This is a genomic window from Leuconostoc holzapfelii (assembly GCF_012396485.1).
GTDB classification, from domain to species: Bacteria; Bacillota; Bacilli; order Lactobacillales; family Lactobacillaceae; genus Leuconostoc; species Leuconostoc holzapfelii.
On record NZ_JAAXPO010000001.1, the window covers coordinates 243,135 to 269,657 of the forward strand.

The 26,523-nt window shown below is 44.6% G+C and carries 21 protein-coding genes; 1 reads left to right on the forward strand and 20 read right to left on the reverse strand.

Annotated elements, in window-relative coordinates:
- The first annotated feature begins 213 nt into the window (after positions 1-213).
- Positions 214-1,521 carry an NCS2 family permease gene (locus tag HF966_RS01135; RefSeq protein ID WP_168675827.1) on the forward strand — a complete coding sequence of 436 codons (1,308 nt, stop codon included), beginning with the start codon at positions 214-216 and terminating at the stop codon, positions 1,519-1,521.
- A 43-nt stretch (positions 1,522-1,564) separates the two neighbouring features.
- On the opposite strand, the gene recN is transcribed toward HF966_RS01135, so the two are convergent.
- The 20 genes from recN to HF966_RS01235 all read right to left on the reverse strand — a co-directional run bounded on the left by recN (position 1,565) and on the right by HF966_RS01235 (position 26,468).
- The gene (gene recN, locus HF966_RS01140) at positions 1,565-3,250 is read right to left on the reverse strand and encodes a DNA repair protein RecN (RefSeq protein ID WP_168675828.1); all 1,686 of its coding nucleotides are present in this window, start codon (positions 3,248-3,250) and stop codon (positions 1,565-1,567) included.
- 34 nt (positions 3,251-3,284) lie between these two features.
- Positions 3,285-3,740 carry an arginine repressor gene (locus HF966_RS01145; protein WP_168675829.1) on the reverse strand — a complete coding sequence of 152 codons (456 nt, stop codon included), beginning with the start codon at positions 3,738-3,740 and terminating at the stop codon, positions 3,285-3,287.
- Positions 3,733-4,575: a TlyA family RNA methyltransferase gene (locus tag HF966_RS01150; protein WP_168675830.1), complete on the reverse strand. Its 843-nt coding sequence runs from the start codon at positions 4,573-4,575 to the stop codon at positions 3,733-3,735. The genes HF966_RS01145 and HF966_RS01150 overlap by 8 nt, the downstream gene beginning before the upstream one ends.
- Positions 4,576-4,577: 2 nt before the next feature.
- A complete protein-coding gene (locus tag HF966_RS01155; protein WP_168675831.1) occupies positions 4,578-5,486 on the reverse strand; it encodes a polyprenyl synthetase family protein in 909 nt (302 codons plus the stop codon).
- Positions 5,479-5,703, reverse strand: coding sequence for an exodeoxyribonuclease VII small subunit (locus tag HF966_RS01160; protein WP_168675832.1), 225 nt, complete (start codon positions 5,701-5,703; stop codon positions 5,479-5,481). The genes HF966_RS01155 and HF966_RS01160 overlap by 8 nt, the downstream gene beginning before the upstream one ends.
- A complete protein-coding gene (gene xseA / locus HF966_RS01165; RefSeq protein WP_168675833.1) occupies positions 5,700-6,980 on the reverse strand; it encodes an exodeoxyribonuclease VII large subunit in 1,281 nt (426 codons plus the stop codon). Before xseA ends, HF966_RS01160 begins: the two co-directional genes overlap by 4 nt.
- Positions 6,981-7,033: 53 nt before the next feature.
- Positions 7,034-8,176 carry a CamS family sex pheromone protein gene (locus HF966_RS01170; protein ID WP_168675834.1) on the reverse strand — a complete coding sequence of 381 codons (1,143 nt, stop codon included), beginning with the start codon at positions 8,174-8,176 and terminating at the stop codon, positions 7,034-7,036.
- Entirely contained in the window at positions 8,173-10,218 is a 2,046-nt protein-coding gene (ligA, locus tag HF966_RS01175) for an NAD-dependent DNA ligase LigA (protein ID WP_168675835.1), read from the reverse strand. Before ligA ends, HF966_RS01170 begins: the two co-directional genes overlap by 4 nt.
- A gap of 30 nt (positions 10,219-10,248) precedes the next feature.
- The gene (pcrA, locus tag HF966_RS01180; RefSeq protein WP_168675836.1) at positions 10,249-12,495 is read right to left on the reverse strand and encodes a DNA helicase PcrA; all 2,247 of its coding nucleotides are present in this window, start codon (positions 12,493-12,495) and stop codon (positions 10,249-10,251) included.
- A gap of 93 nt (positions 12,496-12,588) precedes the next feature.
- Complete coding sequence (locus HF966_RS01185; RefSeq protein ID WP_168675837.1) at positions 12,589-13,224, reverse strand: glycoside hydrolase family 73 protein; 636 nt, start codon at positions 13,222-13,224, stop codon at positions 12,589-12,591.
- Positions 13,225-14,952, reverse strand: a complete 1,728-nt coding sequence (cydC, locus tag HF966_RS01190) for a thiol reductant ABC exporter subunit CydC (RefSeq protein ID WP_168675838.1) — start codon at positions 14,950-14,952, stop codon at positions 13,225-13,227.
- Positions 14,949-16,670 carry a thiol reductant ABC exporter subunit CydD gene (gene cydD / locus HF966_RS01195; RefSeq protein ID WP_168675839.1) on the reverse strand — a complete coding sequence of 574 codons (1,722 nt, stop codon included), beginning with the start codon at positions 16,668-16,670 and terminating at the stop codon, positions 14,949-14,951. The genes cydC and cydD overlap by 4 nt, the downstream gene beginning before the upstream one ends.
- 106 nt (positions 16,671-16,776) lie before the next feature.
- On the reverse strand, positions 16,777-17,790 hold the full coding sequence (gene cydB, locus HF966_RS01200; RefSeq protein WP_168675840.1) for a cytochrome d ubiquinol oxidase subunit II: 1,014 nt from the start codon (positions 17,788-17,790) through the stop codon (positions 16,777-16,779).
- Positions 17,790-19,262 (reverse strand): cytochrome ubiquinol oxidase subunit I, encoded by a 1,473-nt coding sequence (locus HF966_RS01205; protein WP_168675841.1) that lies wholly within the window; start codon positions 19,260-19,262, stop codon positions 17,790-17,792. The genes cydB and HF966_RS01205 overlap by 1 nt, the downstream gene beginning before the upstream one ends.
- A 191-nt stretch (positions 19,263-19,453) precedes the next feature.
- Positions 19,454-19,750 (reverse strand): DUF1292 domain-containing protein, encoded by a 297-nt coding sequence (locus HF966_RS01210; protein WP_168675842.1) that lies wholly within the window; start codon positions 19,748-19,750, stop codon positions 19,454-19,456.
- 129 nt (positions 19,751-19,879) lie between these two features.
- Positions 19,880-20,311 (reverse strand): Holliday junction resolvase RuvX, encoded by a 432-nt coding sequence (ruvX, locus tag HF966_RS01215; protein ID WP_168675843.1) that lies wholly within the window; start codon positions 20,309-20,311, stop codon positions 19,880-19,882.
- Positions 20,311-20,562 (reverse strand): IreB family regulatory phosphoprotein, encoded by a 252-nt coding sequence (locus HF966_RS01220; RefSeq protein ID WP_010002043.1) that lies wholly within the window; start codon positions 20,560-20,562, stop codon positions 20,311-20,313. The genes ruvX and HF966_RS01220 overlap by 1 nt, the downstream gene beginning before the upstream one ends.
- Before the next feature lie 129 nt (positions 20,563-20,691).
- Positions 20,692-23,373, reverse strand: a complete 2,682-nt coding sequence (gene alaS, locus HF966_RS01225; protein WP_168675844.1) for an alanine--tRNA ligase — start codon at positions 23,371-23,373, stop codon at positions 20,692-20,694.
- 256 nt (positions 23,374-23,629) lie between these two features.
- The gene (locus HF966_RS01230; protein WP_168675845.1) at positions 23,630-24,964 is read right to left on the reverse strand and encodes an aspartate aminotransferase family protein; all 1,335 of its coding nucleotides are present in this window, start codon (positions 24,962-24,964) and stop codon (positions 23,630-23,632) included.
- A gap of 76 nt (positions 24,965-25,040) precedes the next feature.
- Positions 25,041-26,468, reverse strand: a complete 1,428-nt coding sequence (locus tag HF966_RS01235; RefSeq protein ID WP_168675846.1) for an APC family permease — start codon at positions 26,466-26,468, stop codon at positions 25,041-25,043.
- Positions 26,469-26,523 lie beyond the last annotated feature (55 nt).

Genomic DNA, 26,523 nt, shown 5'->3' on the forward strand with positions numbered 1-26,523 from the left:
CCAAACCAAATCGAGCAATCACATGGTGTACTTTTCGAACAAAAAGCGAACATTAATAAATACTCATTCGGTTATAAACCGCTTACATGTTTTCGTTTTTATAATCGATCGGATTTGCGGCTTTTTTTTACACGTTTTTGGTTTAATTTCGCAAGTCATGCTGCTAAACTTAAAGAGAACGTTTAACGTTACAATATTTTTTGGGAGGCAATCATGTCTACGATTGCAAAGTATTTTAAGCTTGACGAACTCAACACGTCAATTCGTACTGAATTCATTGCGGGTCTGACGACCTTCGCATCAATGGCCTACATCCTCTTCGTCAACCCATCAGTCCTTGGGGCTGCTGGCATGGATAAAGGTGCCGTATTTACTGCAACAGCCGTATCAGCTGCTGTTGCGACCTTGTTTATGGGTATTGTTGCGCTTTATCCGATTGCTATTGCGCCTGGCCTGGGTGTGAATGCTTTCTTCGCTTATTCCGTGGTAATTGGCATGGGTGTAAAATGGCAAACGGCGATGGCTGGTGTTTTGGTTGCCGCTTTGATTTTCTTGGTGCTGACATTTTTCAAAGTGCGCGAAAAAATCATTAACCTGATTCCACAAAACCTGAAATTAGCCATTGCTTCAGGTATCGGTTTGTTCATTGCTTTCATCGGTTTACATGATGCCGGCTTGATTGTGGCCAGCAAAGATACGATGGTCTCACTTGGGCACTTAACATCACCTACTTCATTATTAGCCATTTTTGGTATCATCGTGTCATTTATCCTCTTGTCACGACAAATTCCAGCGGCGATCTTTATTGGTATGGTGTTGACATCAATTGTGGGCATCTTGTTTGGCCTCATCAAGTTGCCAGCAACTTTGGTTTCACCAGCCCCTTCATTAGCGCCAACATTTGGGGCAAGTATCGCACACTTGGGCGATATTAACTCAATACAATTAGTGACGGTTGTCATCACTTTCTTGTTAGTGACTTTCTTTGATACAGCAGGGACGATGATTGGCTTGGCCACACAAGCTGGTTTCATGAAGAACAATGAAATGCCACGTGCTGGTCGCGCCTTGATGGCTGATGCGGTCGGCATGACAGTTGGTGCGGTCATTGGGACATCACCAACATCTGCTTACGTTGAATCTTCTTCAGGTATCGCAGTTGGTGGCCGTTCAGGTTTGACAAGTGTCTTTACTGGCTTGTTCTTCTTATTGGCTTTGTTCTTCTCACCACTGCTCACAGTTGTCACATCACAAGTCACTGCCCCTGCCTTGGTCGTGGTTGGTGTATTGATGGCAAACAGTTTGCGTCAAATTGATTGGGATGATTTCGCAATTGCTGCCCCAGCATTCTTAATCGTGATTGGTATGCCATTGACTTACTCAATCTCTGACGGTATTGCACTAGGATTCATCTTGTATCCCATTACTATGATTGCCACAGGTCGTGCAAAGCAAGTTCACGCTTTGATGTATGGCCTAGCCATCTTGTTTATCTTCTTCCTAGCAATTGTCGCACCTTAATGTTGCCAATAAAAAACAACTGACTTGACTGTCAGTTGTTTTTTTATTTGGCATGTGTTTTCAATGCTTGTTGGCGTAAGTCTTGCGCATTTGCTAACGCCGTTGTGGTAATATCATCACCAGATAACATCATCGCAATCGCCCGTTCACGTCCTGCCTCATCCAACGCAGTGACTTGCGTCACAGTGCGCGCATTTTCCGTTGTCTTGGCAATGAGAAAATGGTGCGTTGCGGCTGCGGCCACTTGTGGCAGGTGCGTAATGGCTAAGACTTGCGAATCCGTTGCAATCGTGAGCATTTTTTTTGCAATGGCTTGCGCAACCCGCCCAGAAACACCGGTATCTGCTTCATCAAACACAATAGAAATGATATGTTGTTGCTTGGCAAATGTTGTTTTTAAAGCTAACATCAGGCGTGCAGCTTCGCCACCAGACGCAATTTTAGCAAGCGGTGCCAAGCCTTCGCCTACGTTCGTTTGGACATAAAACTCCACTTTGTCCGAACCAGAGGAAATGAAGCCGTTAATCGGTTCAAAATGCACGGCAAATTCAGCCCCAGTCATTAACAACTCACTCAATTGTCGGTTAACATCCTGTTCCAAACGCCGCGCAACCTGTTGCCTTGCTTCGCGTAATTTGACTGCTTGCTTCCGAATGACTTGCCGAAGTTCATTTTGTTTGACCTGCAGTTGTTCAATATCCAACTCATCATGATCTAATGCCGCAAGTTCTTGGTCAACTTTTGCTTGAAATTGTAACACATCTGCTACTGTTGGCCCATATTTGCGCTCCAACGTATGGATCAATTGTAAGCGCTCTTCAATGCGTAATAACTCAGCTTCATCATAGGTCAACGCCCCAATTTGTTCATCAACATCTCGCCCAACTTCTTGTGCGGTATAATAACTATCCGCAATTGTCGTCGCGAGCTCACCATACGCGGGGTCAAATTCTGCAATTTCTTGTAATTCATGCATTGCCTGCGCTAACAAATCGACTGCGCCACTCTGCTCCCCATTTAAAGCGATCTGTGCATTTTGCAAACGATCGGCGATTTTCTTATGATTAAGTAATTTACCCCGCGCATCAACTAAATCTTCTTCCTCATGGGGCTGTATGGCTGCTTCAGCCAGTTCTTGCTGCTGAAATTGCAACAAGTCCAAGCGTTGTGTCATATCTTGTTGGGATGTTTGAATTTTCCGAACCCGCTGGGTAATTGCCCGAAATTCTTGAAAGACTTGTTGGTAAGCTGCCTTAGTCGACTGTAATGCTTCACCGCCAAAGCCATCTAACAAAATTAGATGCTCATCCACATTTAACAGTTGCTGCGTATCATTTTGTCCTTGAATATCGACTAGATATTGGCCAACGCCGGCCAAAGTTTTCAGATTTACAACCACGCCGTTGAGCCGAATTAAACTGCGTCCGTTCACATTCAACTCACGATAAATGATCAGCTCGCCGTCGTCACACGGCACGCCAATGGCTTCAAGTTGCGCTAACAACTGATCGTTTTGTGGCAGGCGGAAAACCGCTTGTAAGACTGCCTTTTGACACCCATGACGAATCATTTCAGAACTTGCACGTCCCCCCGTCAGCATCAATAACGCATCAATGATAATCGATTTTCCCGCGCCAGTTTCTCCGGTCAGCACACTCATGCCTGCTTCAAACTGCAAATCAACTTTTTCAATAATGGCAAAGTTTTCAATGATCAAATTTTCTAGCATTGCTATCACCGTGCTAAAGCACCTATCTTTCTGATTATTTTTCAAGTAATTTTTGGATAATATTTGTCATTTGCGTGGCCGTGACACCTTCTTTCAATAATACGAGCACTGAACCGTCGTCACTTAGCGTCCCAAAAACTTCCGGAAAATTGACTTGTTCAAACAAATTGGCGACCATTTGGCCACTCCCTGGTTGAACTTTCAAAAATACTTGTCCGCGCTGCGCACGTTGACTCAAAAAAGCTTGTTGCAAAACACGGCGTAAACGTTGCAAGTGCGGGCGATCATCTTGTTTAGGCAAATGATAATGGAACCCCCCATGCGCATTTGGCACTTTGATCAACCCAAGTTCGTTAATGTCACGTGAAATTGTCGCTTGTGTGACCGTTTCTCCGAGTGTTTCAAAATGTGCCACAATATCTTCTTGTCGTCCGACTTGTTGGGTTTGAATCAAAGCTAAGAGGGTTTTTTGTCGCGTTTTCTTATTCATTCTCATTGCTTCCTGTATGATTTAATTGCGCATAGGTTTGCGTCAGTAATGCATCAATATCAATCTTATCAGCAATTTTCGGCGTTGCATCACGGGTTAAGACGGCCAAAAATTCAATGTTGCCTTGGCCACCTTTAATCGGTGAATACGTTAATTCAGTCACGGAGAACCCATCATTAACCATCATTTGCGTCACTTTTTGCAAAACTTGTTGATGAACTTTGGGGTCTTTAATGATCCCGTTTTTGCCAACATTTTCACGGCCGGCTTCAAATTGTGGCTTAATTAAGGCTACAACATGCCCACCGATGGCTAAGATATCCGCTAAAGGCGGCAAAATCAACCCTAACGAAATAAAGGAAACATCAATTGTGGCAAATTCAGGTTGGCCAAACTTAAAATCCTTCAATTGTGAATAACGGAAATTCGTATTTTCCATAACCTTCACGCGCGCATCTGAGCGTAACTTCCAGGCTAATTGATTCGTGCCGACATCTAAAGCATAGACCAATTTGGCGCCGTTTTGTAGCGCAACGTCAGTAAAACCACCCGTTGATGAACCAATATCTAACACCACTTGATCTTGCACGGTGATGTCAAAATCATTTAAGGCCTTTTCCAACTTTAAACCACCGCGTGAGACATACTTCAAACGGTCACCCTTAAAGTGTAACGCCGTGGTCACAGGAATTTTTTCACCAGCTTTGTCGAGTCGTTCCTCATTTTCTCCCAAAATTTCACCAGCCATCACGGCACGTTTGGCCTGTTCACGTGAACTAAAAAGACCTTGTTGCACGAGTAAAATATCCACCCGTTCTTTATCTACTGCACCCATTCTCAATCTCCAATTAAATTCAAAAAATCATCTAGCAATGTCCGGTCAAACGTCTGTGATAATGCCGTTATGCTTGTCAGACGCTGACGCGCATCTTGGATGTAACGATCACGCATGGCACCGGCTGCCGCAACGCCAATGAGATGTGGCAAAGCACTGACGTCTTCCAAATCATCTTGATCAAAGTCATCTAAATCATCTTGAATTTGGAAAGCCAAACCAAAAGCCAAACCAAATTGTGTCATTTCTTGCACCATGCGGGCTTTGTTTGGTTGGTTCGTTTCATTGTCCAAGGCCAACTGACTACCAAGCTTGGCCGCAAACATCAATAGTGCGGCAGTTTTTGGTGTATAGACTGCTTCTAGCAACCATGCCGTCTCCGGTTGCGTGCTTTGGCCATGATTTTGCATATCGTGTACTTGCCCAATGACCATACCTGACGCGCCTGAAAAGTGCGCCAAATCTTGCACAATCGTCAACAAGGTCTCATTTGAAATGGCAGCTGCTTGAGAAGTTTTGAAGTTGGCGGTTGTCACAACTGAAAACGCCCCAGTCAACAAGGCATCCCCAACCAAAATAGCATTGGCTTCACCATACTTTGCGTGCACACTGGGTTGACCGCGGCGAAACATGTCATTGTCCATGGCGGGCAAGTCATCATGAACTAAGGAATAAGAATGTACCCATTCCACTGCCGTTGCGAGTTGCAATGCTTGGGATGTCATTGGTTGCTGGTAGCTCGCCATCACAGCCAAAGAAAGCAACGGGCGCAGACGCTTTCCCCCATTTAATACGGCATAAGCCATCATGTCAGCAAACGCCGTATCAGTGCTTGCTTGCCGTAAATCCATCGCGAGTTGAGCATCAATTTTGGGGCCAAATGTTGCTTGAAAATCTGCAAAGTTAGTCATTTGTTAATTCCAAATCCTTTAATTCGCCTTCATCAGACATGACTTTGGCCAAAGTATCTTCTGCGTTTTTCAATGTGTCTTGCAAATCTTTGACTAAACCAACACCCGTTTGAAAATCGGCTAATGCCCCTTCTAAGGGGCGATCCCCCTGTTCGAGCTGACTGACAATGGCTTCAAGTTGTTCTAACTTCTCTTCAAATGTCATCTTTTGACTCATTTTAATTTACTCGTTTCTATAATTTTTGCTGTCGCTTCCCCATCAGTTAACCGTAAGGTAACGGCTTGACCTGGCGCTAACTCGTCAATATGTCTGACTACTTGATCGGCTGATGATAACACCACATAACCCCGCGTCAAAATTTTTAAGGGACTCATTAACTCTAATTTAGCAGTCAAGAGTTGGACTTTTTCCTTTGGTCCTTGTAACAAATTTTGTCGCACTTGTTTTTGGCGCAGCACAAGATTATGCAACGTTTGGTCTGCCGTGATCACGCGCTGTTGTATTTGCTGGGTAAGGCGCTGTGATAAATGATCCACCCGTTGGTTATAACCCACGTATAAGCGGTCTGGCTGTTGAAAAATTGCGCGTTGCGCAATGCGCGATAAACGTTGCTCGCGCGTGGCAATCAAGGCCTGAATCCGCTGATTTAACCGCACTTGTAACTCATTGAGTCGGGCAACAAGTTGGGCCAACGTCACGGGTGTCGCTAACTCGGCTGCCGCAGTCGGCGTGGCTGCACGATGATCGGCCACCAGATCGGCTAGCGTATTATCCGTCTCATGCCCCACTGAACTAATGATTGGCACCTGTGCTGCAGCAATTGTCCGGGCTAACTGTTCGTCATTAAAAGCCCACAAGTCTTCAATCGCACCACCACCGCGGCCAACAATCAATGTATCATACTCGCCACTGGCATCAATGCGTTGAATTTGTTTTGCCACTGAAGCTGCTGCTTTATCGCCTTGCACAAGCGCTGGAAATAAGACCACTTGCGCTGTTGGAAAGCGGCGTTGGACCGTTCGCGCAATGTCTTCAATAACCGCCCCTGTTGGCGATGTCACCACCGCAATTTGCTTTGGAAAAAGTGGTAGCGGCCGCTTGGGTTGTTGGAATAAGCCTTCAGCAGATAACTTTTTTTTGAGTTGTTCATAGGCTAAAAATAATTCCCCAACCCCATCAGGTGTCATCTGTTCCAAAATAATCGAATAGGTGCCGCTTGGTTCATAGATTTGTACACGACCCACCGCATTAATTTTCATCCCTTCTTCTGGGATAAACTTCAATCGGTTGGCATAAGAAAACATGGCCGCCGAGATGACAGCTTGCCCTTCGGGATCCTTAATCGAGAAGTACAGGTGTCGCCCGCGCCGTCGACCAACATTAGAAATTTCACCCGTCACGTAGACTTTTTCTAAGTAGGGATCTGCATCAAATTTTCTTTTGAGATACGCTGATAATGCACGAATTGTTAAATATTTTTCCGATTCTGACATAGTTTAATTATACCATTTTTTGTATATATACAAAAAAGCATAGCGTGCTATGCTTAATCTAGAAGTGTTATTGTGAAGGTTTTGTCATTCGCCTGTCGAATCAAAATAGCTTGCAACTCATTAGCTGTTTGCACCTCAATACGAACAGGCACGTTGCTAGGCAAGAACTTCAAAGCAGACTGAGAAACATACGTTGTGAAACTTTCAATTTCAGTTTGACTATAGAATTGCGTGGTCACCGTCACATTCATGCTAGACAAGACACCGCCCTTAAAATTAGCCACAGCCGTTGCACCGGCAATATTTGGGAAGAAGTTCGCCACATCGTTTTTAAAGTTGGCAAAGCCATTATTTTCATCAGTCCCTAATTTTGAAGTATCCGTGGCTTCTTTAGGCAGAACAATCGACTGATTATCAAAAGATTGCCAATTCTTTAATGTCGTCCCTTGATCACTGGTTGCTTCAGCGTAAAAATTACCCGGTGCAAGTGAATCTGCTGGTGCGTTGGCATACATTGCAATCACAATCGGTGTGTCTTTGGCGACACCAGACTGTGCACGTACTTGTTCAATAATTTTCGGGGCAATCTTTTTACCATAAGCAATCCGATCAGCATCTGAAATATTTTGCGTGTAGGTTGCGCCATATTGCTCTTTTTGATATTCATCTTGCGTGTTCATGGCGACACCAATCACCATCCCAGCTAATTTCAGGTTATTGCCATCTTTTGACATGAAGTCTTGTTCGGTCAAAGTTTGCACATAGATTGGATTACGAGAATTGTCTGTTTTGCCGTTATCCTCAGGATTCAAGCCATCTGGATTGCTTTTACTGTTACGATCCAAAAGATTCGTCACCGTATCAGATGATAAATATTGGCCTTCTTGGAAAATATATTGGTTTGGCTTAAATTTTGTCTTGGCTAAATCCAACAAGCTCGACTCAAAATGTTTTACATCTAAATTATTAGGTTCTGAACTGGCTGTGATGCCACGCGCTGCACTCACCAAATAACGCCCATCTTTAATCACTGTCTGGTATTGCCCAGGTGAATTTTGCGTAATTTGCACACCACTCGTCTTTTTTGTTGCCGTAGGCGCAACACGGTTCATATTAAAAATATAAAGTCCCCCAACAGCAATAATTAATATGGCGATCGCAATGATCATATACCCTCGAAATCCAATTCGCTTCATGCTTCAATACCTTCTTTTGCTTGTGCTTCTAAAAATTCTTGCTCAGTCCAAACAAGCACCCCTAATGCATTTGCCTTATCTAGCTTACTGCCAGCCTCGGCGCCCGCAATGACTAAATCGGTCTTGGCTGACACAGAACCAGCCACTTGCGCGCCGTGATCTTGTAACCACTGAGTCGCTGCCGGTCGACTGCTCTTCTCTAGTTTACCAGTTAAGACAATCTTTTTGCCATAAAAAAATGAATTTTCGTCGATTTCAACTGTCGACAAATACGTTTGGTTTACCCCTGCAGCAGTTAATTCAACCAACAGTTGTTGTGATTCGGCGTGTGAAAAGTATTGCACGATCGATGCGGCAATGGTTTCCCCAATCCCGTCAATTCGCGCAATATCCGTAGCAGTTGCCTGTGATATGGCTGTTAACGTCTTAAATTTTTCCGCAATCAAGCGCGCAGCCTTCGCGCCAACGAGACGAATGCCTAAGCCAAATAATAGGCGCTCAAGTGAATTATTTTTGGATTGGGCGATAGCAGCATGTAAATTAGCGGCTGATTTTTCTTTAAATTTAGGTAACGTCAGCAATTGGTCGGTTTCTAGTCGGTAAATGGACGCAACATCGTGAATATAATTAGCCTGCAACAACTGGTCAATGACCTTTGGCCCCATGCCATCAATATTCATGGCGTTACGCGAGGCAAAATGTGTCAGCCCTTCTTGAATCTGTGCAGCACAAAATGGATTAATGCAACGCAATGCGACTTCACCAGCAATATGCACTAGTTCTGAGCCACAAGCAGGGCAAACGACGGGTATTTCATAGGCCATACTCGTCGCTGGCCGTTTGGCCAAAATAACTTGTCCCACTTCCGGTATGATGTCGCCGGCCTTGTGTAATGTCACCGTATCGCCAATGCGAATGCCCTTCATATTCAAATAATCTGGGTTATGCAGACTCGCACGTTGGACAGTGGTACCCGCTAATTGGACTGGATCCATGACGGCAGTGGGTGTCACGGCCCCAGTACGGCCAACCGTCCACTCAATATCGCGAACCACCGTTAATGCTTCTTCAGGGGGGAACTTATAAGCAATGGCCCAACGTGGAATTTTAACCGTATTGCCCAATTCGACTTGATCATCCAAAGCATTAACTTTCACAACGACCCCATCAATGCCATAGGCTAACGCATCGCGTTGCGCCGTGTAAGTTGTAATGAAATCCGTGATGTCGGCCATTTGGTCAATCACTTGATTATGCGTATCGGTCGGTAAACCGAGTTCAGCAAAACGTCTTAAGGCATCACTTTGTGTCGTGACACCTAATACATCTGGCTCCGCAGTGTAGTATACAAAAGCCGATAACTCGCGTTGTTTCGTCACCTGCGCATTGAGTTGACGCAAAGAGCCAGCAGCCGCGTTACGTGGATTGGCAAATGGCTCTAAACCATCCGCCTCACGTTGGGCATTTAAAGTGGCAAAGCTTTGCTTTGGCATATAAATTTCGCCACGAACCTCAATCGTCAAAGGCTCTGTTAATTGTTGGGGAATTGCTCGAATTGTTTTCACATTTCGCGTCACGTCTTCCCCAATCGTCCCATTCCCACGGGTCGACGCTTGCACAAGACGGCCGTCAACATAAGTCAACGCAACCGCCAGCCCGTCAATTTTCAATTCTAAGTTATAGGGCGATTGAAAACCTAACCCTTTAGTCGTACGCGCGTCCCAGGCCACTAATTCATCTAAACTAAAAACGTCACCTAAAGACAACATCGGGGCAGGATGCGTCACCTTGGCTAGTTCCGACTTGGTCAACGCTCCACCGACATTTTGCGTGGGTGAATCTTGCGTGACAAATTGCGGAAAAGCTGCCTCTAACGCCACCAATCTGGCATACAAGGCATCATAAACATAGTCTTCAACCAACGGCGCATCTTGTTCATAATACGCCACACCGTATTTAATCAGGTCTGCCTGTAACGTGGCAGTCTCTTGTTGGGCCGCTTGGCTGGTCAATTGTTCAATGGGAGTAAACTCTGGTAACATACTTATTCCTAATCTTGTCTTCAGGCTGCCTTAGTCGACTTTGGTAATCGGTGCAAAAGCTGCCAATAATTGCTTCACGCCTTCAGATGGGAAGGCCACCTTCAGTTCTTGGTCCGAGCGCTCGCCACTCACAGCCACCACTGTCCCAATCCCCCACTTTTTATGGGAAACCTTGTCCCCAGCCGCCCACGCTGTTTGATCACCACCAGTTGTGCCACTGGTGGTTTTGGTCACTGCCGTGGCACGATATGTGGTGGCTTGTGCCAACTGGTTTTTTCGGTCAAATGGGAACTCGCGACGCGATGCCACCTGTGTATTGTTGCCATACTCTGTCTCAAGTAAGGCTGGAGAAATTTCGCTAATAAAGCGTGACGCCTCATTGGCTTGCGTCCGACCGTACAATAAGCGAGAAAAGGCGTTGGTTAAGAACAGCTTTTTCATCGCTCGGGTAATGCCAACATAGGCCAAGCGCCGTTCTTCTTCTAATTGATCCTCGGCCATTAAAGCACGTGACAATGGGAAGATCCCTTCTTCCATCCCCACCAAAAAGACCACTGGGAATTCCAAGCCTTTGGCTGCATGAAGTGTCATCAGTGTCACAGCGCCATCGCCTTCTTCAAAGTCATCTAAATCACTCATCAAAGCTGTCGTGCCCAAAAAGTCCGTCATCGGATCCACTGCTTCTGGATCGTCTGGTTGATACTTGGCATCAAATTCTTTGGTCACTGACAAAAATTCTTCCAAGTTTTCCAAACGAGCTTGACTATCCGGATCATTTTTTTCGGCTAACATTTGGCGATAGCCTGAACGCGTCATGGCAATTTCAGCGAGTTCTGTCACATTCAAGAACTCTGTTTGCTGGCGTAAATCATGCATCATTTCGGCAAATTCGAGGAACTTTGAAGTGGCCTTGGTCGAAATGGCGGGTGCCAATTCAATACTTTCAATCGCCGTCATATAAGACACGTTCAAACGATTGGCCAATTCCCGCAACCGTGTAAGAGATGTCGCCCCTAGGCCACGCTTCGGTTCATTGACAACCCGTTCAAAGGCTGCATTATCGTTGGGATTGGTCATCAGCTGCATATAAGCCATAATATCCAGGATTTCTTTACGCTCATAAAACTTATGACCGCCAACCATCGTATAGGGCATATTCGCTTTCACCAAAGCCTCTTCGACGTTTCGTGATTGTGCATTCGTTCGGTATAAGACGGCAAAATCGCTATAGGCCATCTGCTTTTCAGCCCGCATCTTTTGAATGTTCGCCAAAATAAAATTGGCTTCATCATGTTCAGATTGCGCCCGATAATACGTAATTTTGTCGCCTTGCCCATTTTGGGTCCACAGGTTTTTTGGCAAGCGTTCATTGTTATTATTGATCACTGCATTGGCTGCATCCAAAATATTTTGCGTGGAACGGTAATTTTGCTCTAACAAAATGGTTTGCGCGTTGGGATAATCCTTTTCAAAATTCAGGATGTTGTTCATATTCGCCCCACGCCAACCATAAATCGACTGATCGGCATCACCAACTACCGCTAAGTTTTGTGACCGCTGTGCCAGCATATTGACAATGGTATACTGCGCATCATTGGTATCCTGATATTCGTCGACATGCAAGTAATCAAATTGATTTTGATATCGTGCCAAAACATCTGGCGTTGATTGGAACAGATCAATCGTTAACATGATCAAATCATCAAAATCAACACTTTGCGCGCGTTTAAGTTCGGATTGATAAGCTGTATAAACTTCAGCCACTGTTTCTTTAAACGCATTATCGGCTTGTTGCGCATAGTCTCTTGGTCGCAACATGTCATTTTTGGCATTGGAAATCATACCTAATATGGTGCGTGGATCATATTGATTAGTATCTAAATTTAAATCGGCAATGACACGCTTCATTAATGTGCGTTGCGCACTCGTATCAATAATGGTGAAATTACGCGACAAGCCAATATTTTCACCATCCCGCCGTAAAATACGCACCGCCAAAGCGTGAAAAGTTGAGACCCAGATATCGCGCGCGACATCTTCAGTTAACAAGGCACCAATACGTTCGCGCATTTCTTTAGCGGCTTTATTGGTAAAAGTAATGGCCAAAATGCGCCATGGCTTCACGTCCAAATCTTGCACCAGATGTGCAATCCGGTGGGTCAAGACACGGGTTTTCCCCGAACCAGCACCTGCCATAATCAGCAATGGGCCTTGCGTTGTTTGGACGGCCTCGGCCTGTTTATCGTTCATTCCATGGATGAGTTCTTCGACTGACATGTGCGCTCCTAAAGTGTAAATTAACTCTTATTATTATAACAGATTTCCACACGAACAGCAGTTCGCAAAATAAAAAAACGAGCTTTCGCTCGTTTATTTTTGTGGCACATCAAATCGTGAAAGGTGCCAAGTTTGAATAATATTGACTAACTTCTCAGCATATGTCGGATCAGTCGCATAACCATCTTTGGTCAAAGCTGTTGCTGCCGTTTGATAGTCTTTGGCTGCCAAGACATGCTGATATTGTGCGGCGTTCCAGCTTGTCCCATGATAGAGCAACTCCGCATGCGCCCTCATACTTTGCTGCCATGAATCGTAGGCGGCAAAGCGTCCTTGGATTGTCAGCCATTCACCGTTTTCAAATTCTTGCGTTGGCAACACCACACTTTTTTGACCGACATCAGCTTTGATGCCATACAAATTATTGTATTGCGTTGATAAGACCGACGTATGCCAGTCGGACTCTAATATGGCTTGGGCAATGCTAATGGAAGCAATCACACCATATTGTTCTTGCATCTGACGGGCATAGGGGGCCAGTTCATTAATCCATGCAACCCGTTGGGCCTTGATCTGGTCTTGTTGCGTGGGTGGTGCTGGCTTAAATATTGTGGTTTGTGACCAGAAACTAGCAGCAATTGCTAGAATCAAAATACTACTAATCCACAGCCATAAATCCAATTTAAGTAAACGCTTTTTACCGCGTCGCTTTCGTCTTTTCTTTGCCATTTAATGAAAGTTATCCAGTGCTAATAATTGTCTAAAATGTGCTGAATTGGCACGTAAGTTCTGAGGTGTATCCGCCAATGTAAAGCGACCCTCTGCTAAGAAATAGGCCCGATCGACATGATTAATGCCGGTCAAATGATGCGTTACCCAAATAATGGTCCGATCACTTAACACATTAAAAATTTGATCCAAAACCAAGGCTTCAGTTCTTGGATCCAAACTAACCGTTGGTTCATCTAAAATAACAATTGGGGCATCCTGTAACAAAATCCGGGCCAATGCGAAACGTTGTTGTTCACCGCCAGAGAAACGCTTACCGGCTTCTTGCATTTTTGTGTCATATTGCGCCGGCAGGCTATCAATAAGGGGCTGTAAGCCAGCTTTTTGAATGGCAGTTTTAACTTGTTCATCTGAAGCAGACGGATTACCCATCCGGACATTGTTCATAATCGTTGTATCAAAAAGATAGGCTTGTTGATCTAACACAGCAACGAGACTGGCCAATTGCGGTTGCAACTGCGCGACAGGATGTTGTCCAAGCATAACCTGTCCCGTGGCTGGTGTCAAGTCCCCTGTCATAAGTTTTAAGAGCGTCGTTTTCCCGGATCCTGAGCGCCCCAATAGTGCAATCTTTTCCCCTGGCGCAACCGTGAGGTTCAAGTGGTCAATGATGACTTGCTGATTGTATCGGAACGTCACGTCTGTTAACGTCATCGTGGCATCCGTGACAGTAGGAACTGGTGCGTCTGATACTTTAGGCACAGGTAACTCATTCAAACGTTGCAAACTGTCCTCGTAAAATGAGGCTTCACTCACACCTTGGTTAACACCAAGAAAACTGTCCACTAGTGGAAAGATTGCTAAGGTAAAGGCGGCAATGAAATTAACAGCGATTTTTTGCCCGGCAAACTGATGCCCCGCCCAAAACAATGTTGTCACGGCTAAAATCAAGACTAACAGTTGAATGGTAAAATCACGCCACCAACCAAAAGCCATCCCTTGATGCTTGGTTTGCGATAAGTCGGCCATGACCCGACCTTGTCGGGTCATTAAATCAGATTGTCGGCCCGATAAGACCCAGTCTTGTAGCCCAAGCACCGCATCCGTCGTATCCGTGTACATTTGTGCTTGTAATTGTTTTTGTCGCCGGACACGCTGCCGATTCGCCCAAAAGCTTACCACTGGCACAACCATTAAAATAATGGTCAACATGATGAGCCACCAAAGCATAAACGCCCAATTCACGATGCCAAAGCCAATACTTACAAATAAATATAACACTAAGCCAGCACCAAGTGGAAAAATTGTCCGCAAATATAAGTTTTGCAGTTGATCCAAATCATCAGCAAGAAGGCTTAAAATTTCACCAGTCTGTAACTGCCCACGAATGCTACTAGCTGTACTGGCAACACTTTCATAGAGGCGTTGCCGCGACTTGGAAACAAATTTCAACACCCAATTATGGGAGACTAACCGTTGTGCATATCGAAAGATTGGTCGCGCGATACCAAAACCACGCGTTAACACAATCGGCACGTAAATCAATAAAATATTATCTGGCCGCTGTGCCGCCCGTGAAATCAAATAGCCCGACACAAACATCAACGCCCCCGCCGCAAAGGTGGTTAAAAAAGCGAGTAAAATTGACCAAAACAAGCCATTTTTTTGCGTTTTTAAATAGGGGACCAGCCAGTGATCTCGCCGTAATCGTGTCTTCAACTTTGTCATTGGCTCCCTCCTAGTTCTGTCCGTAGCTGATTCAATTCACTCTGTTGGTCTGCTAGCAATGCTTTGGGCACACCCTGTTCAACCAGTTGCCCATCACGCATGACCAAGACATAATCCATTTGGTCAAGCCAATGGAGCCGATGCGTGGCAAAAAAAACTAAATGATTGGCTAAAATCGGCGCCATCGTTTGTTTCAACTCGTATTCCGTCTCAATATCTAAATGCGCCGTGGGTTCGTCAAATAGCAAGACGTGTCGTTGCGCATCGAGTAACATACGCGCTAGTGCAATACGCTGTGCCTGCCCACCAGACACTTGACGACCACTTTCGCCAATCATCGTGTCAAGCCCTTCGGGCATGGCTGCAACGAGCGCCGTCAAACCAGCCTTTGATACAGCGTCTTGAACCGCTGTTTCACTGGCATTTGGCGCATAAAACTTAATGTTGTCGCGAAGTGTTTCATGAAAAATGTAGGGTTGCTGTGGCATATAAAAGAATTGTCGCTGCCAATCGTGTTGTGCCAAATGCGGTACAGACTGACCAGCAAGGCTAATTTCACCAGTTATCGGTTGCAAAAAGCCACCAATTAAATTAAGCAACGTTGACTTACCAGAACCACTCTCACCAACAATCCCAATTTTTTGGAAACCTTTGGCTTGAATCGTGATGTTTTTTAAAACCAAGTCATCCGCGTAACCAAAATTCAAACCTGAAATGGCTAAACGCGTTGTCGGTGTCCACGTCTTCAATGCTAAGACGTCTTGCTGCGGTACAGCTGGTGTTTCTAACATGCCTAAAACATCCGTTAAGGCGTTTTTGCCGTTTAACGTCGCGTGATAGTCGTCAGAAAAATTACGTAATGGTAAAAAATATTCTGGCGCCAAAATTAGAATGGTCAGTGCCGGCAACAGTGTCATTTTCCCATCAAGAAGGTCAAATCCTAAAAAGACAGCCACGACCGCAATTGATAATGTGGTAAAAAAATCAAGTGCGAAAGTTGAGGTCATTGCAATACGCAGTGTCCGCATGGTAGTTTGACGATAGTCTTCAGAAATACGATAAATCTGTTGACTATAATCATCGGCCAAACCCAGTTGCTTTAACGTGGGTAAACCACGCAAAGCGTCGACAAAACGATTATTCAAATTTTTGAAATTCGCAAACTCAGCATCAGCCTTAGATTGAGCTGCCAACCCTAAAATAATGAAAAATATGATGACAACTGGAAAAATCAACAACAAGAATAGGCCTTGTTCCCACTTCAAATAAAAAATATAAAGTAAGATTAACCACGGAATAATGCCTAAATCAAACACTTTCACTAAAAGTAACTGAAAGTAGTTCTTCACATTATCAAGGCCAGCCCCCAACGTTGCCACCGCATTCCCGGTGCCCTGTTCAACGATCACTGTGGAACCCAATGCCGTATATTTTGCGAGCAATTGCACCCGATAGGTCTCAACAGCTTGGTTAGCGTAACGTGCCATGAGTTCGTTTTTAAGCACAATCAGTGCTTGACGAATGATAAAAGCCACGGCAAACCAACCAATTGCGATCACCGTTGTCTGGCTCTTGTCACCCTGCCATAGACTGACAATCGCCCGCGCTAAAAAGATTCCTTGGGCCAAAATCGCGAGTGCCTGAATCCCAGTGAGAATCACTAACCCCAGCAATGTGCCAATGATGCCTTTCAATTTAAAAAGTCTTTTATCAATCATATTATCTGTTCCTACGTGTCGTTGCATGATGCAACAACGTACATCGTTTAATGGACGATTTAAAATAAAAAACGCCTACAGTCAATTGTAAACGTTTTTTCCAATGTTATTCAACCACTTTGTGTGAGACGATGCGCTTGCGGAAAACCCAGAAGCTCCAAATTTGATAAGCCAAGGTTACCGGCAAAGCCGTAATCACCACAATGGTCATCACTTTTAAGGTATAAGCTGATGATGAAGCATTCATAATGTCCAATGTGTGTAGTGGGTTATTAGCCACCATCACACGTGGGAATAGTCCAACAAATAGTAAGACAACGACTTCAACTAATGCCAAACCTGACAAGATAAATGGCCAAGCTTCAGACTTTGTCTTCAAAGCAGTATACCAACTCACGACCGTCGTCAATACAATGACAACTAAGATAGCAAGCGTCCAAACTGGTTTTGTTTGGATAAAGTCTGTGTAGAAAAATAGCAAAACAGCAAACAAAGCTTCCCCAGCTAACAACACTGGGTACAAGAACTTTAACTGCGTCAAGGCGCGTTCACGCAATGGGCCATCGATACGCAAACGCGTGTAGTTCAACCCATGCACATAACTCATCAACGCAACCGCAATCCCACCAACCAAAGTAAATGGTGTCACATAATCAAAGAAGCCAGCCGACAGGTTCCCACGCGCATCAATTGGTGTTCCTGAGACCATGGCAGTAAAAATCATACCAAGGAAGAAGGGCACTAAAAATGACGTAATTCCAATCAAGCGTTCCCAAAGTTGTGTGCCTTGAATGGTTGGCATCTGTTCGCGGAATTCAAATGATACCCCACGATAAATCAAAGACAACAAAACAATAAACAACATCAAGTAGAAACCTGAGAACAATGACGCATACCAAAATGGAAAGGCAGCGAAAGTGGCACCACCGGCTGTGACCAACCAAACTTCATTGGCATCCCAGTTTGGGCCAATCGCTTGGTACAGTGCTTCACGATCATTTTGGTCACGCGCGTTCATAATGAATTGCATCCCAATACCAAAGTCGAAGCCTTCAAGAAAGAAGAAGCCGGCCCACAACACGCCAATCAAGACAAACCATAAAATTTCTAACGTACTCATTAAGCTTCACCTCCCTTGGCCAAATGACTATAGGGGTCACTTGGAGACAAGTGTTCTGTTTCTTCGGCATTTGGACCCGCATGCAATGCACGACGTGCCAACCAGATCATCACCCCACCTAATGTTGCAAACGTCAAGAAGTAAACAATATTTGAAATCAAAAGTGAAGCAGCTGAAACATTTGGTGACACCGCATCACTGATTGGCATCAAACCATACACAACCCATGGATAACGCCCTAATTCAGTCACTAACCAGCCCGCAGTGTTAAGTGCGAATGGCGCAAATGTCGCAATTCCCATGATCCATAAGAACCAACGTTGTGTCAAAATCAATTGTGACTTACGACGGTTCATCCAAAGTGCCACAATACCAAGTAGCAAGAGTGCCCCAGCACCCATGGCCATGACACGGAATGAGTAGAATAACGTATTTTCAGGCACATAGTAGTTTTTGATGTCGCCATGTGCTTTGCCATACTTCTTTTCAAATTGCTTTTCTAATTCTGTTGTCCCAACCGTATTACCACCAGTCAATGAGTGGTTCCCCAAGATTGACAAAACGTATGGAATTTCAACACGCGCAATCACGCGGTGAGTGTCAGGGTTTGTCACCGAAATCAATGACCAAGGTTGCGCCTTATCTTTACGTTCAGACGATGTAATGGTCTTATCGACACCTTCCATCGCCGCATACTTCATTGGCTGCATTGATTGCAAATCAAAGGCATGCTTATCCCCAGTTCCTAAGGCGCCAGCAATGCCCACCAACCCAACAATCAACGCAATATTGATTGACTTACGGAAAAAGAGAATCTCACTGTCCCCTTTTTTCAACTTCAACAATTTAAAGGCTGACATACCAGCAACCAAGAAGCCAGCTGTCACCAACGTACCAACAACAACGTGTGGGAATTCGACCCATAATTGTTTGTTCGTCAACAAGGCACTAAAACTTTTCAGTTCGGCACGGCCCATATGATTATCAATTGCATAACCAATTGGATTTTGCATAAATGAGTTCGCAGCCAAAATCCACAATGATGACAAAGCAGACCCAATTGTTGTAATCCAGATGAATAGCACGTGGACACCGGGCTTAAAGCGATCCCATGTAAATGACCAGAGACCAATAAATGTTGATTCCGCAAAGAATGCCACCAAGGCTTCAATTGCTAAGAGCGAACCGAAAATATCCCCCACATAACGTGAGTATTCAGACCAGTTCATACCAAATTGAAATTCTTGAATCAATCCGGTAACAACCCCTACCGCGAAACTCAACAAGAAAATTTTTCCCCAAAACTGCGCCATCTTCTTGTATATCTCATCTTTTTTAAAGACATACAGCGTTTCCATAACGGATACCACAACACCTAAACCGATTGACATCGGCACAAAGAAGAAGTGGAAAATCGTTGTCATTGCGAACTGAAAACGCGCAAGGTCAAGGATCCCTACTAAAGTAACCATTTGTTCCTCCCAAATATAACGTCCCACTCACTGATTAATGGTGCTAATCATCACGCAGTGGTTATATATTCTTAGTATTCAAGTTTTCAGCCAATGGCCAAAACTCTTCTACGTAATAGTTTATCACTTGATAAGCCATTAAATTGTTAAACTTTTGTAACAAAAAAAACGCAAAACGCGTTTTCTCGTGCTTATTCGAAGTTCGCGTCGTCTTCCAAGAAAGTGTTCAACACTTCTTCAACCATATCCCATTCTTTATCATCTTCAATTTGAATCAGATCTTCTTCGGTTGCATCACCGTTTTCATCTGGATTGAAAATATAAGCTTGGATATCCACTTCTTCATCATCTTCAACACCTTCTGGCACCAGCAAGATATAATCCTTGCTGTATTCTTCAGAATGGAAAGTGAATAGCACTTCGTATAATGCCTCGTCGCCATTTTCATCAACAAGGGTAATCTTTTGAATGTCTTCTTGGTTTGCCATAATTTGTTCACTGTGCGTGCGCCTGCAACACAGGTTGGGGACGCTTTTTCCCGCACATTCCCTTCAAGTTTTGTATCTCTATTATAACGTAAAAACAACGCCTCGTATAGAAACGTTGTTTTTAAAGCACTATTTGGCCAACTTGCCGTTGGCATCTAAATAATTTTGTAAAATAAATTCGGCTGCAATTTTGTCAATGACTTGCTTGCGCTTTTTCCGTGACACGTCCGCCTCTTCAATTAACATGCGCTCAGCTTGTACGGTTGTTAGCCGTTCATCCTGAAAATCAGTTGGCAACCCAAATTTTTCTGTCACCATCTTGGCATAACGCCGCGCTGCTTCTGCACGTGGGCCTTCAGAATTATTCATGTTTTTAGGTAAACCTAAGACAACACCTTTAATCTGTTTTGCCTGAATAATTTCACCCAAACGTTCCAAGCCAAATTCTGATTCATCTTCGTTGATGCGAATGATTTCAACGCCTTGGGCTGTCCAGCCCATCGGATCGCTCACCGCCACACCCACTGTTCTACTACCGACATCTAATCCTAATACACGCATTATTTATTCAAATAGGCGTGCACAAGTTCTTCAATAATTTCATCACGTTCGTGACGCTTGATCAAGTTTCGCGCGTCATTTAAACGTGGAATATAGGCGGGATCCCCAGACATTAAGTAACCCACGATTTGGTTAATCGGGTTATACCCTTTTTCTTCCAAAGCTTGGTAAACAATTTCCAAAGTTTCGTGGATTGCTTTTGGCTGTTGATTGCCAAAGTCAAAAATTGCTGTTTCATCTCCTACTGTCATCGCACACGCTCCTTTCTTTAGTCACTTCGCTTGACGCTTCACGTCAAGTAGACTAATAATCCTAACCTTATTTTACCTTATAAATATGACAACTATATCACAGAACCATAAGATTCCAAATAAATGATGTTAGCTTTCAGCCAAGAACTCAGCCACCGCCGCAAAGGCATCAGGAATCCCTGCTGGCTTCTTACCGCCCGCCTGTGCCATATCTGGTCGACCACCGCCGCCGCCACCAACATGTGGCGCAATGGCTTTGATCAGGTCGCCGGCTTTAATGCCTGCTGCATTCGCTTCAGGTGAAGCTGCAACAATCAAACTCACTTTACCAGCAATATCTGCGGCCAAGACCAACACTTCTGACGGATAATTAGCCTTCCAATTATCGGCAACTTGACGCAAACCATCCATGCCAGAAACTGGTAGTTGGGCCACAATATACGTGTGGCCATGGCTTGTTTTCACATCGTTAAAGACTTCATCAGCGGCAGCGTTTGCCAACTTCGCCTCAACTGATTCTAACGTCCGTTGCGTGGCCTTTAATTCGGCTTGTAAGTCCGCCACCTTTGCCGGCGCATCAGTAATCTTTTGTGCCTTGACTTGGGATGCAATCGTCTTCAAGGCGTTTTCTTCTGCCTTATATTGAGCAAGTGCGTTTAAGCCTGTCACAGCTTCAATCCGGCGTACCCCAGCCCCAATACCTGATTCTGAAACAACCTTAAATAAGCCAAGTTCTGCCGTTGTATTTGCGTGTGTCCCACCGTCAAATTCCTTGTTAAAGTCACCAATAGAAACAACACGCACCACATCGCCATACTTTTCCCCAAAGACAGCCACAGCACCCATTTGCTTTGCAGATTCAATATCTGTTTCCACCCATGAAATCGGCGCATTTTTGGCGATTTCTTCATTCATGATTCCCTCGATTGTATCAAGTACTTCAGGAGAGACTGGGCCATCATGCGTAAAATCAAAACGCAAGTAGTCGGGTTCAACCAATGATCCCGCCTGGTGGACATCTCCACCAACAACATTACGCAAAGCTTGATCAAGCATATGTGTGGCGGTGTGGTTTCTTGAGACAGCCGTATGGCGTGCCATATCCACACGCAAATCAACGTGTTGACTTAACTGAATGTCAGACAAAATATTGACTGTATGGACATGTTGGCCATTTGGCGCTGTTTGCACATCAATCACTTCGGCGACAATATCACCTTGCTTGTTCAAAACTGTGCCGAAATCAGGCACTTGTCCACCCATTTCCGCATAAAACGGCGTTTGATCAAAGACAAGCTGGCGTTGTTGACCAGCCACTGCTTGATCCAACAACGCATCGACGCCATCCGCGTCTTGTCCAATAATCGCCACAATTTCTGCCCCGTCAACTGTCGTTTCAGACCAACCCACATATTGAGAAGCTACCTTCAAATCAGTTAATACGGCGTTTTGAACACCCATTGACTTGTCATTTGACCGTGCGGCACGTGCCCGTGTCCGTTGCGCCTGTAAGGCATCGTTAAAGCCAGTCACATCAACTGTTAACCCTGCTTCAGCCGCTTGTTCTTGCGTCAACTCCAATGGGAATCCATACGTATCAGACAATTTGAAGGCGTCTTGACCAGCAATTTGTGACTGACCCTCTTCCTTTGCCGTAGCAATCACATCATTGAGTAATGTCAAACCACCAGCCAAAGTAGCGTTAAAGCGCTTTTCTTCCGCTACGACCGTTTTTTGAATACGCGCTGTATTGGCGAGCACTTCAGGATAATAGCTCTTCATGATATCGCCAACAATTGGCACCAATTGTGTCAAGAATTCACCTTGAATACCTAACTTTTGACCGTGCAAAACAGCCCGACGGAGCAAACGACGAATGACATAGCCACGCCCTTCATTTGACGGCATTGCCCCATCACCAATGGCAAAGGTAATGGCACGAATGTGGTCTGCAATCACCTTAAAGCTGGTATTGCTGTCAGAATCCTTGGTGCCATCATACTTAAAGTTTGGTGACAAAGCTTCTGTGGCGTGGATAATTGGCAAGAAAAGATCCGTATCAAAGTTTGTCCGGCCATTTTGGAACACTGAGACAACGCGCTCCAGTCCCATCCCCGTATCAATGTTTTTATGTGGCAATTCTGGATACTGGGCATTATCCGTCAAGCCAGGCAAATGGTTAAATTGTGAGAACACAATATTCCAGATTTCAAGATAGCGTTCGTTTTCACCACCTGGATACATTTCTGGATCCCCATCTGGCAAATCTTGAAAGGCTGGGCCACGATCGAAAAAGATTTCTGAATCGGGACCTGAAGGTCCTTCACCGATATCCCAGAAGTTGTCTTCAACTTCGTAAATATGACCAGCTGGCAGATCTGTTTTTTCTTCCCAGATCTTTTTAGCTTCTTGATCTTTTGGATAAACTGTGACATAAAGCAATTCTTTATCCAAGCCATACCACTCAGGGCTAGTCAACAATTCCCAAGCCCAAGGAATCACTTCCGCTTTAAAATAATCGCCAATTGAAAAATTCCCCATCATTTCAAATAAGGTATGATGACGGGCTGTTTTACCAACATTTTCAATATCATTGGTCCGAATGGCTTTTTGGGCGTTGGTAATGCGAGGATTTTCCGGTACAACCGTCCCGTCAAAATACTTTTTTAGGGTTGCAACTCCCGAGTTAATCCAAAGCAACGTTGGGTCTTCTTGTGGAATTAAATTCTTTGAGGGCACGATTTCGTGCCCTTTTGATGCAAAGAAATCCAAAAACATTTGACGGACTTCAGCAGACGTCAATTCTTTCATTTGTAATTCTCCTTGGTTTTGAAATATAAAAAGACCAGAACAAAGTGCGGACGCTTTACCGTGGTACCACCGCATTTTGTAATGATCTTCAATCTTTACCTTCATTATCTCATAACGCTGAGGCGCGGTAATCTTTCGATTACATCATGATCTGGGAGCACAAAAATTGTGATGTGTGTTTTTCATCAACCAACACATTTCTCATAGGCATCTTACAACGTTTGCATGGCCAGATTTCTTAAATTATTATAGCACATTACCAGCCAATATGATTATCTGTTTCAGGTAAGTGCAAGTTACCAGCTAACAATGCCTCAAATGTCTGGGTTATTTTTTCAAAAGCGGTTGCCAATTGGTCCAGCGTGATGACGAGGGGTGGTTGAAAACGTAAGACATTGCCCCGCAAACTGATCATAATCACACCAAGTTCAAATAAGCGGTAAATAATTTTCGTCGTCGCATCAACATCAGGTTGACCTTGTGCATCCACAATGTCAATCCCGCCATTTAAACCATACATGCGCACATCACCAATAAAGGGATATTTTTGTGCAGCCTGTTCAAAGAAGGCTTGTGCCCTTTGGCCCAACTCGGCCGAACGGGCCACGAGTGCTTCATCAGCGATGACATCAAGTGTCGCCAAGGCCGCTGCTGCTGTCACTGGATTGCCCGCTGTCGTATAAACATTGGCAGGCGCAGCTAAGCTGGCCATTATGTCACGCCGGCCGACAACAGCACTCAACGGTAAGCCGCTGGCAATAGATTTACCCATGCTTAACAAATCTGGCGCAATCCCAAAGTGATCAATTGACCACATTTTACCTGTGCGCCCCAAGCCTTGGTTCACTTCATCCACTGCAAACACGATGTGATGTTGGCGGGTAAATTCATAAACCAATGCCATGTATTTTTGCGGCGCTTTCACGATCCCGCCATCGCCTTGAATAGGTTCAATAATGACCATGGCTACTTCATCAGCTGGTAGGTACGTGTCAAATGGGAGTTTAAAAGCGGCAAATAAGCGCAACGAAAATGCCTCATCGGATTCTCCTGCCAAACGTTGTGTTTGATCTGGATACGGCACTTTGACAATATCTGGTACCAGTGGGCCAATTTTACGTGTCATATTTAAACTCACACCAGATAAGGATATCGCCCCATAAGTTGAGCCATGATAAGCACCCGTAAAGCTCACAATATATGATCGACCGGTATACGCACGAGCGAACTTGATCATTGCATCGTTCGCATCTGACCCTGAATTGCCAAAGACCACCTGCTTTTCAAAGTCACCTGGTGTCAGTTTAGTCAAGCGCTCAGCTAGTTGGGCCGTGGTCGTATTCGCAAAATACGCGGGTGTGTATTGAATTAATTTTTGCGCCTGCGCAGTGATGGCGGCCACTACCTTTGGATGTGAATGGCCAGTATTCGTCGCACTGGCACTAGCTAAGAGGTCAATATAGTCACGCCCATCAGCATCGGTAATTATCGCCCCTTTGCCATGATCAATGACTAAATCAAAATACTTAACCCGAGAAACATCAGCTAAATGCTTTTTTTCTGCAGCTAAAATCGTTTTATTTTTTGACATCGCCCCACCAAACCCTATTTTTTTTTACAAGAAAAGCCCCAGTAAACTAGGACTTAATTTTTTTTTATCACACATTTTATTTTGATAACTTACTATGCCGTGACCCATAAACGGCATAAATCACCAAACCAAGCACGAACCAACCAAAGGCATATAGTTTTGCTTCATTATCCAAATTATAGAAAATAAATGCAGAGCCTAAGGCTGCCAAGGCAGGCAGCACTGGATATAATGGCATTTTGAAGCCTGGCACTTGAATGTCTTTTCCTTCTCGCGGACGCAAAGCGTAAATACCAATTGACACAATGATAAAGGCAATCAACGTACCAGCAGAAATCAAGCCCGCAAGTTCAGTGAAACTAAAGATTGAGCCAATTAAGATAGCAATCACTGATAAGACCAACAAGGCATTGTTAGGCAAACCTTTATCATTCACTTTACCCAAGAAGCTTGGCAACAACCCATCACGGCCAAAGGCGTATAGCAGGCGTGAGCCAGCCAACATCATACCAATAATTGCGGTAAACATCCCAATCAAAGCAACCACCGATAACAAGTTCGATGTGAAAGGATGTCCAGATTGCAACAAGGCCCATGCTGCTGGTGCGGCGTTGTTTTCATACTTTGAGTAATGGAACATGCCAACCAAGACCAACGCAACTGTCACAAATAAAATTGTAGCGATCACCAGTGAACCAATAATTCCGCGTGGCATAGTCTTCTTTGGATCCTTTGCTTCAGCGGAGTTAGCAGCGATGGAATCAAAACCAATATAGGCCAAGAAAATTTGTGAGGCACCAGCAACAATCCCTTGCCAGCCACCAAAACTTGTCCCTGCCTTATGTGCTGGGATAAATGGCACATAGTTGCCAGGATGGATTGCTGTCAAACCAACCCCAATAAAGATCAAGATTACCAAGACTTTTCCAACAACCAAGGTATTTTCAACCCGTGCAGTTGTGTTCGTCCCGCGCCACAAGAGCACCGCCACGATTAAGACTGCAAACAAAGCTGAAATATCCACAACCCCACCGTGGCCAGCAGCAAATGACCCAGCCAACGCAGGTGGTAATACCATATGGTGTGACGCTAGGAAAAGCTTGAAGTTAGCTGACCAACCAGAGGCCACAAAAGCCACCGCAATAAAGTATTCCGCTAACAATGCCCAACCAGCAATCCAGCCAAAGACTTCACCAAAGACAACGTTCGCCCATGAATAGGCAGATCCTGCAAATGGCAAAGCCGAAGCAAATTCAGCATAAGCAAATGCTGCTAGGCCAGAAACCACCGCTGCAATAATAAATGAAATTGCCACGGCTGGGCCAGCGTGATCGGCAGCAACAATACCAGGTAAAGTGAAAATAGCAGTTGACACGATTGTGCCAATCCCCAACGCTAACATTTCTTTAACACCCAGTGTTTTCTGCAAATGCGCATCGCTATGTGAAAAACTGGCGGGGCTTGCTTTATGTAGCCACCCAGTCTTCGGTTTTGAATCCGACATGAATCTATCCCTCCAAAGGTTACAAAGTTACTTGATTATATTAACATTTTCTAAT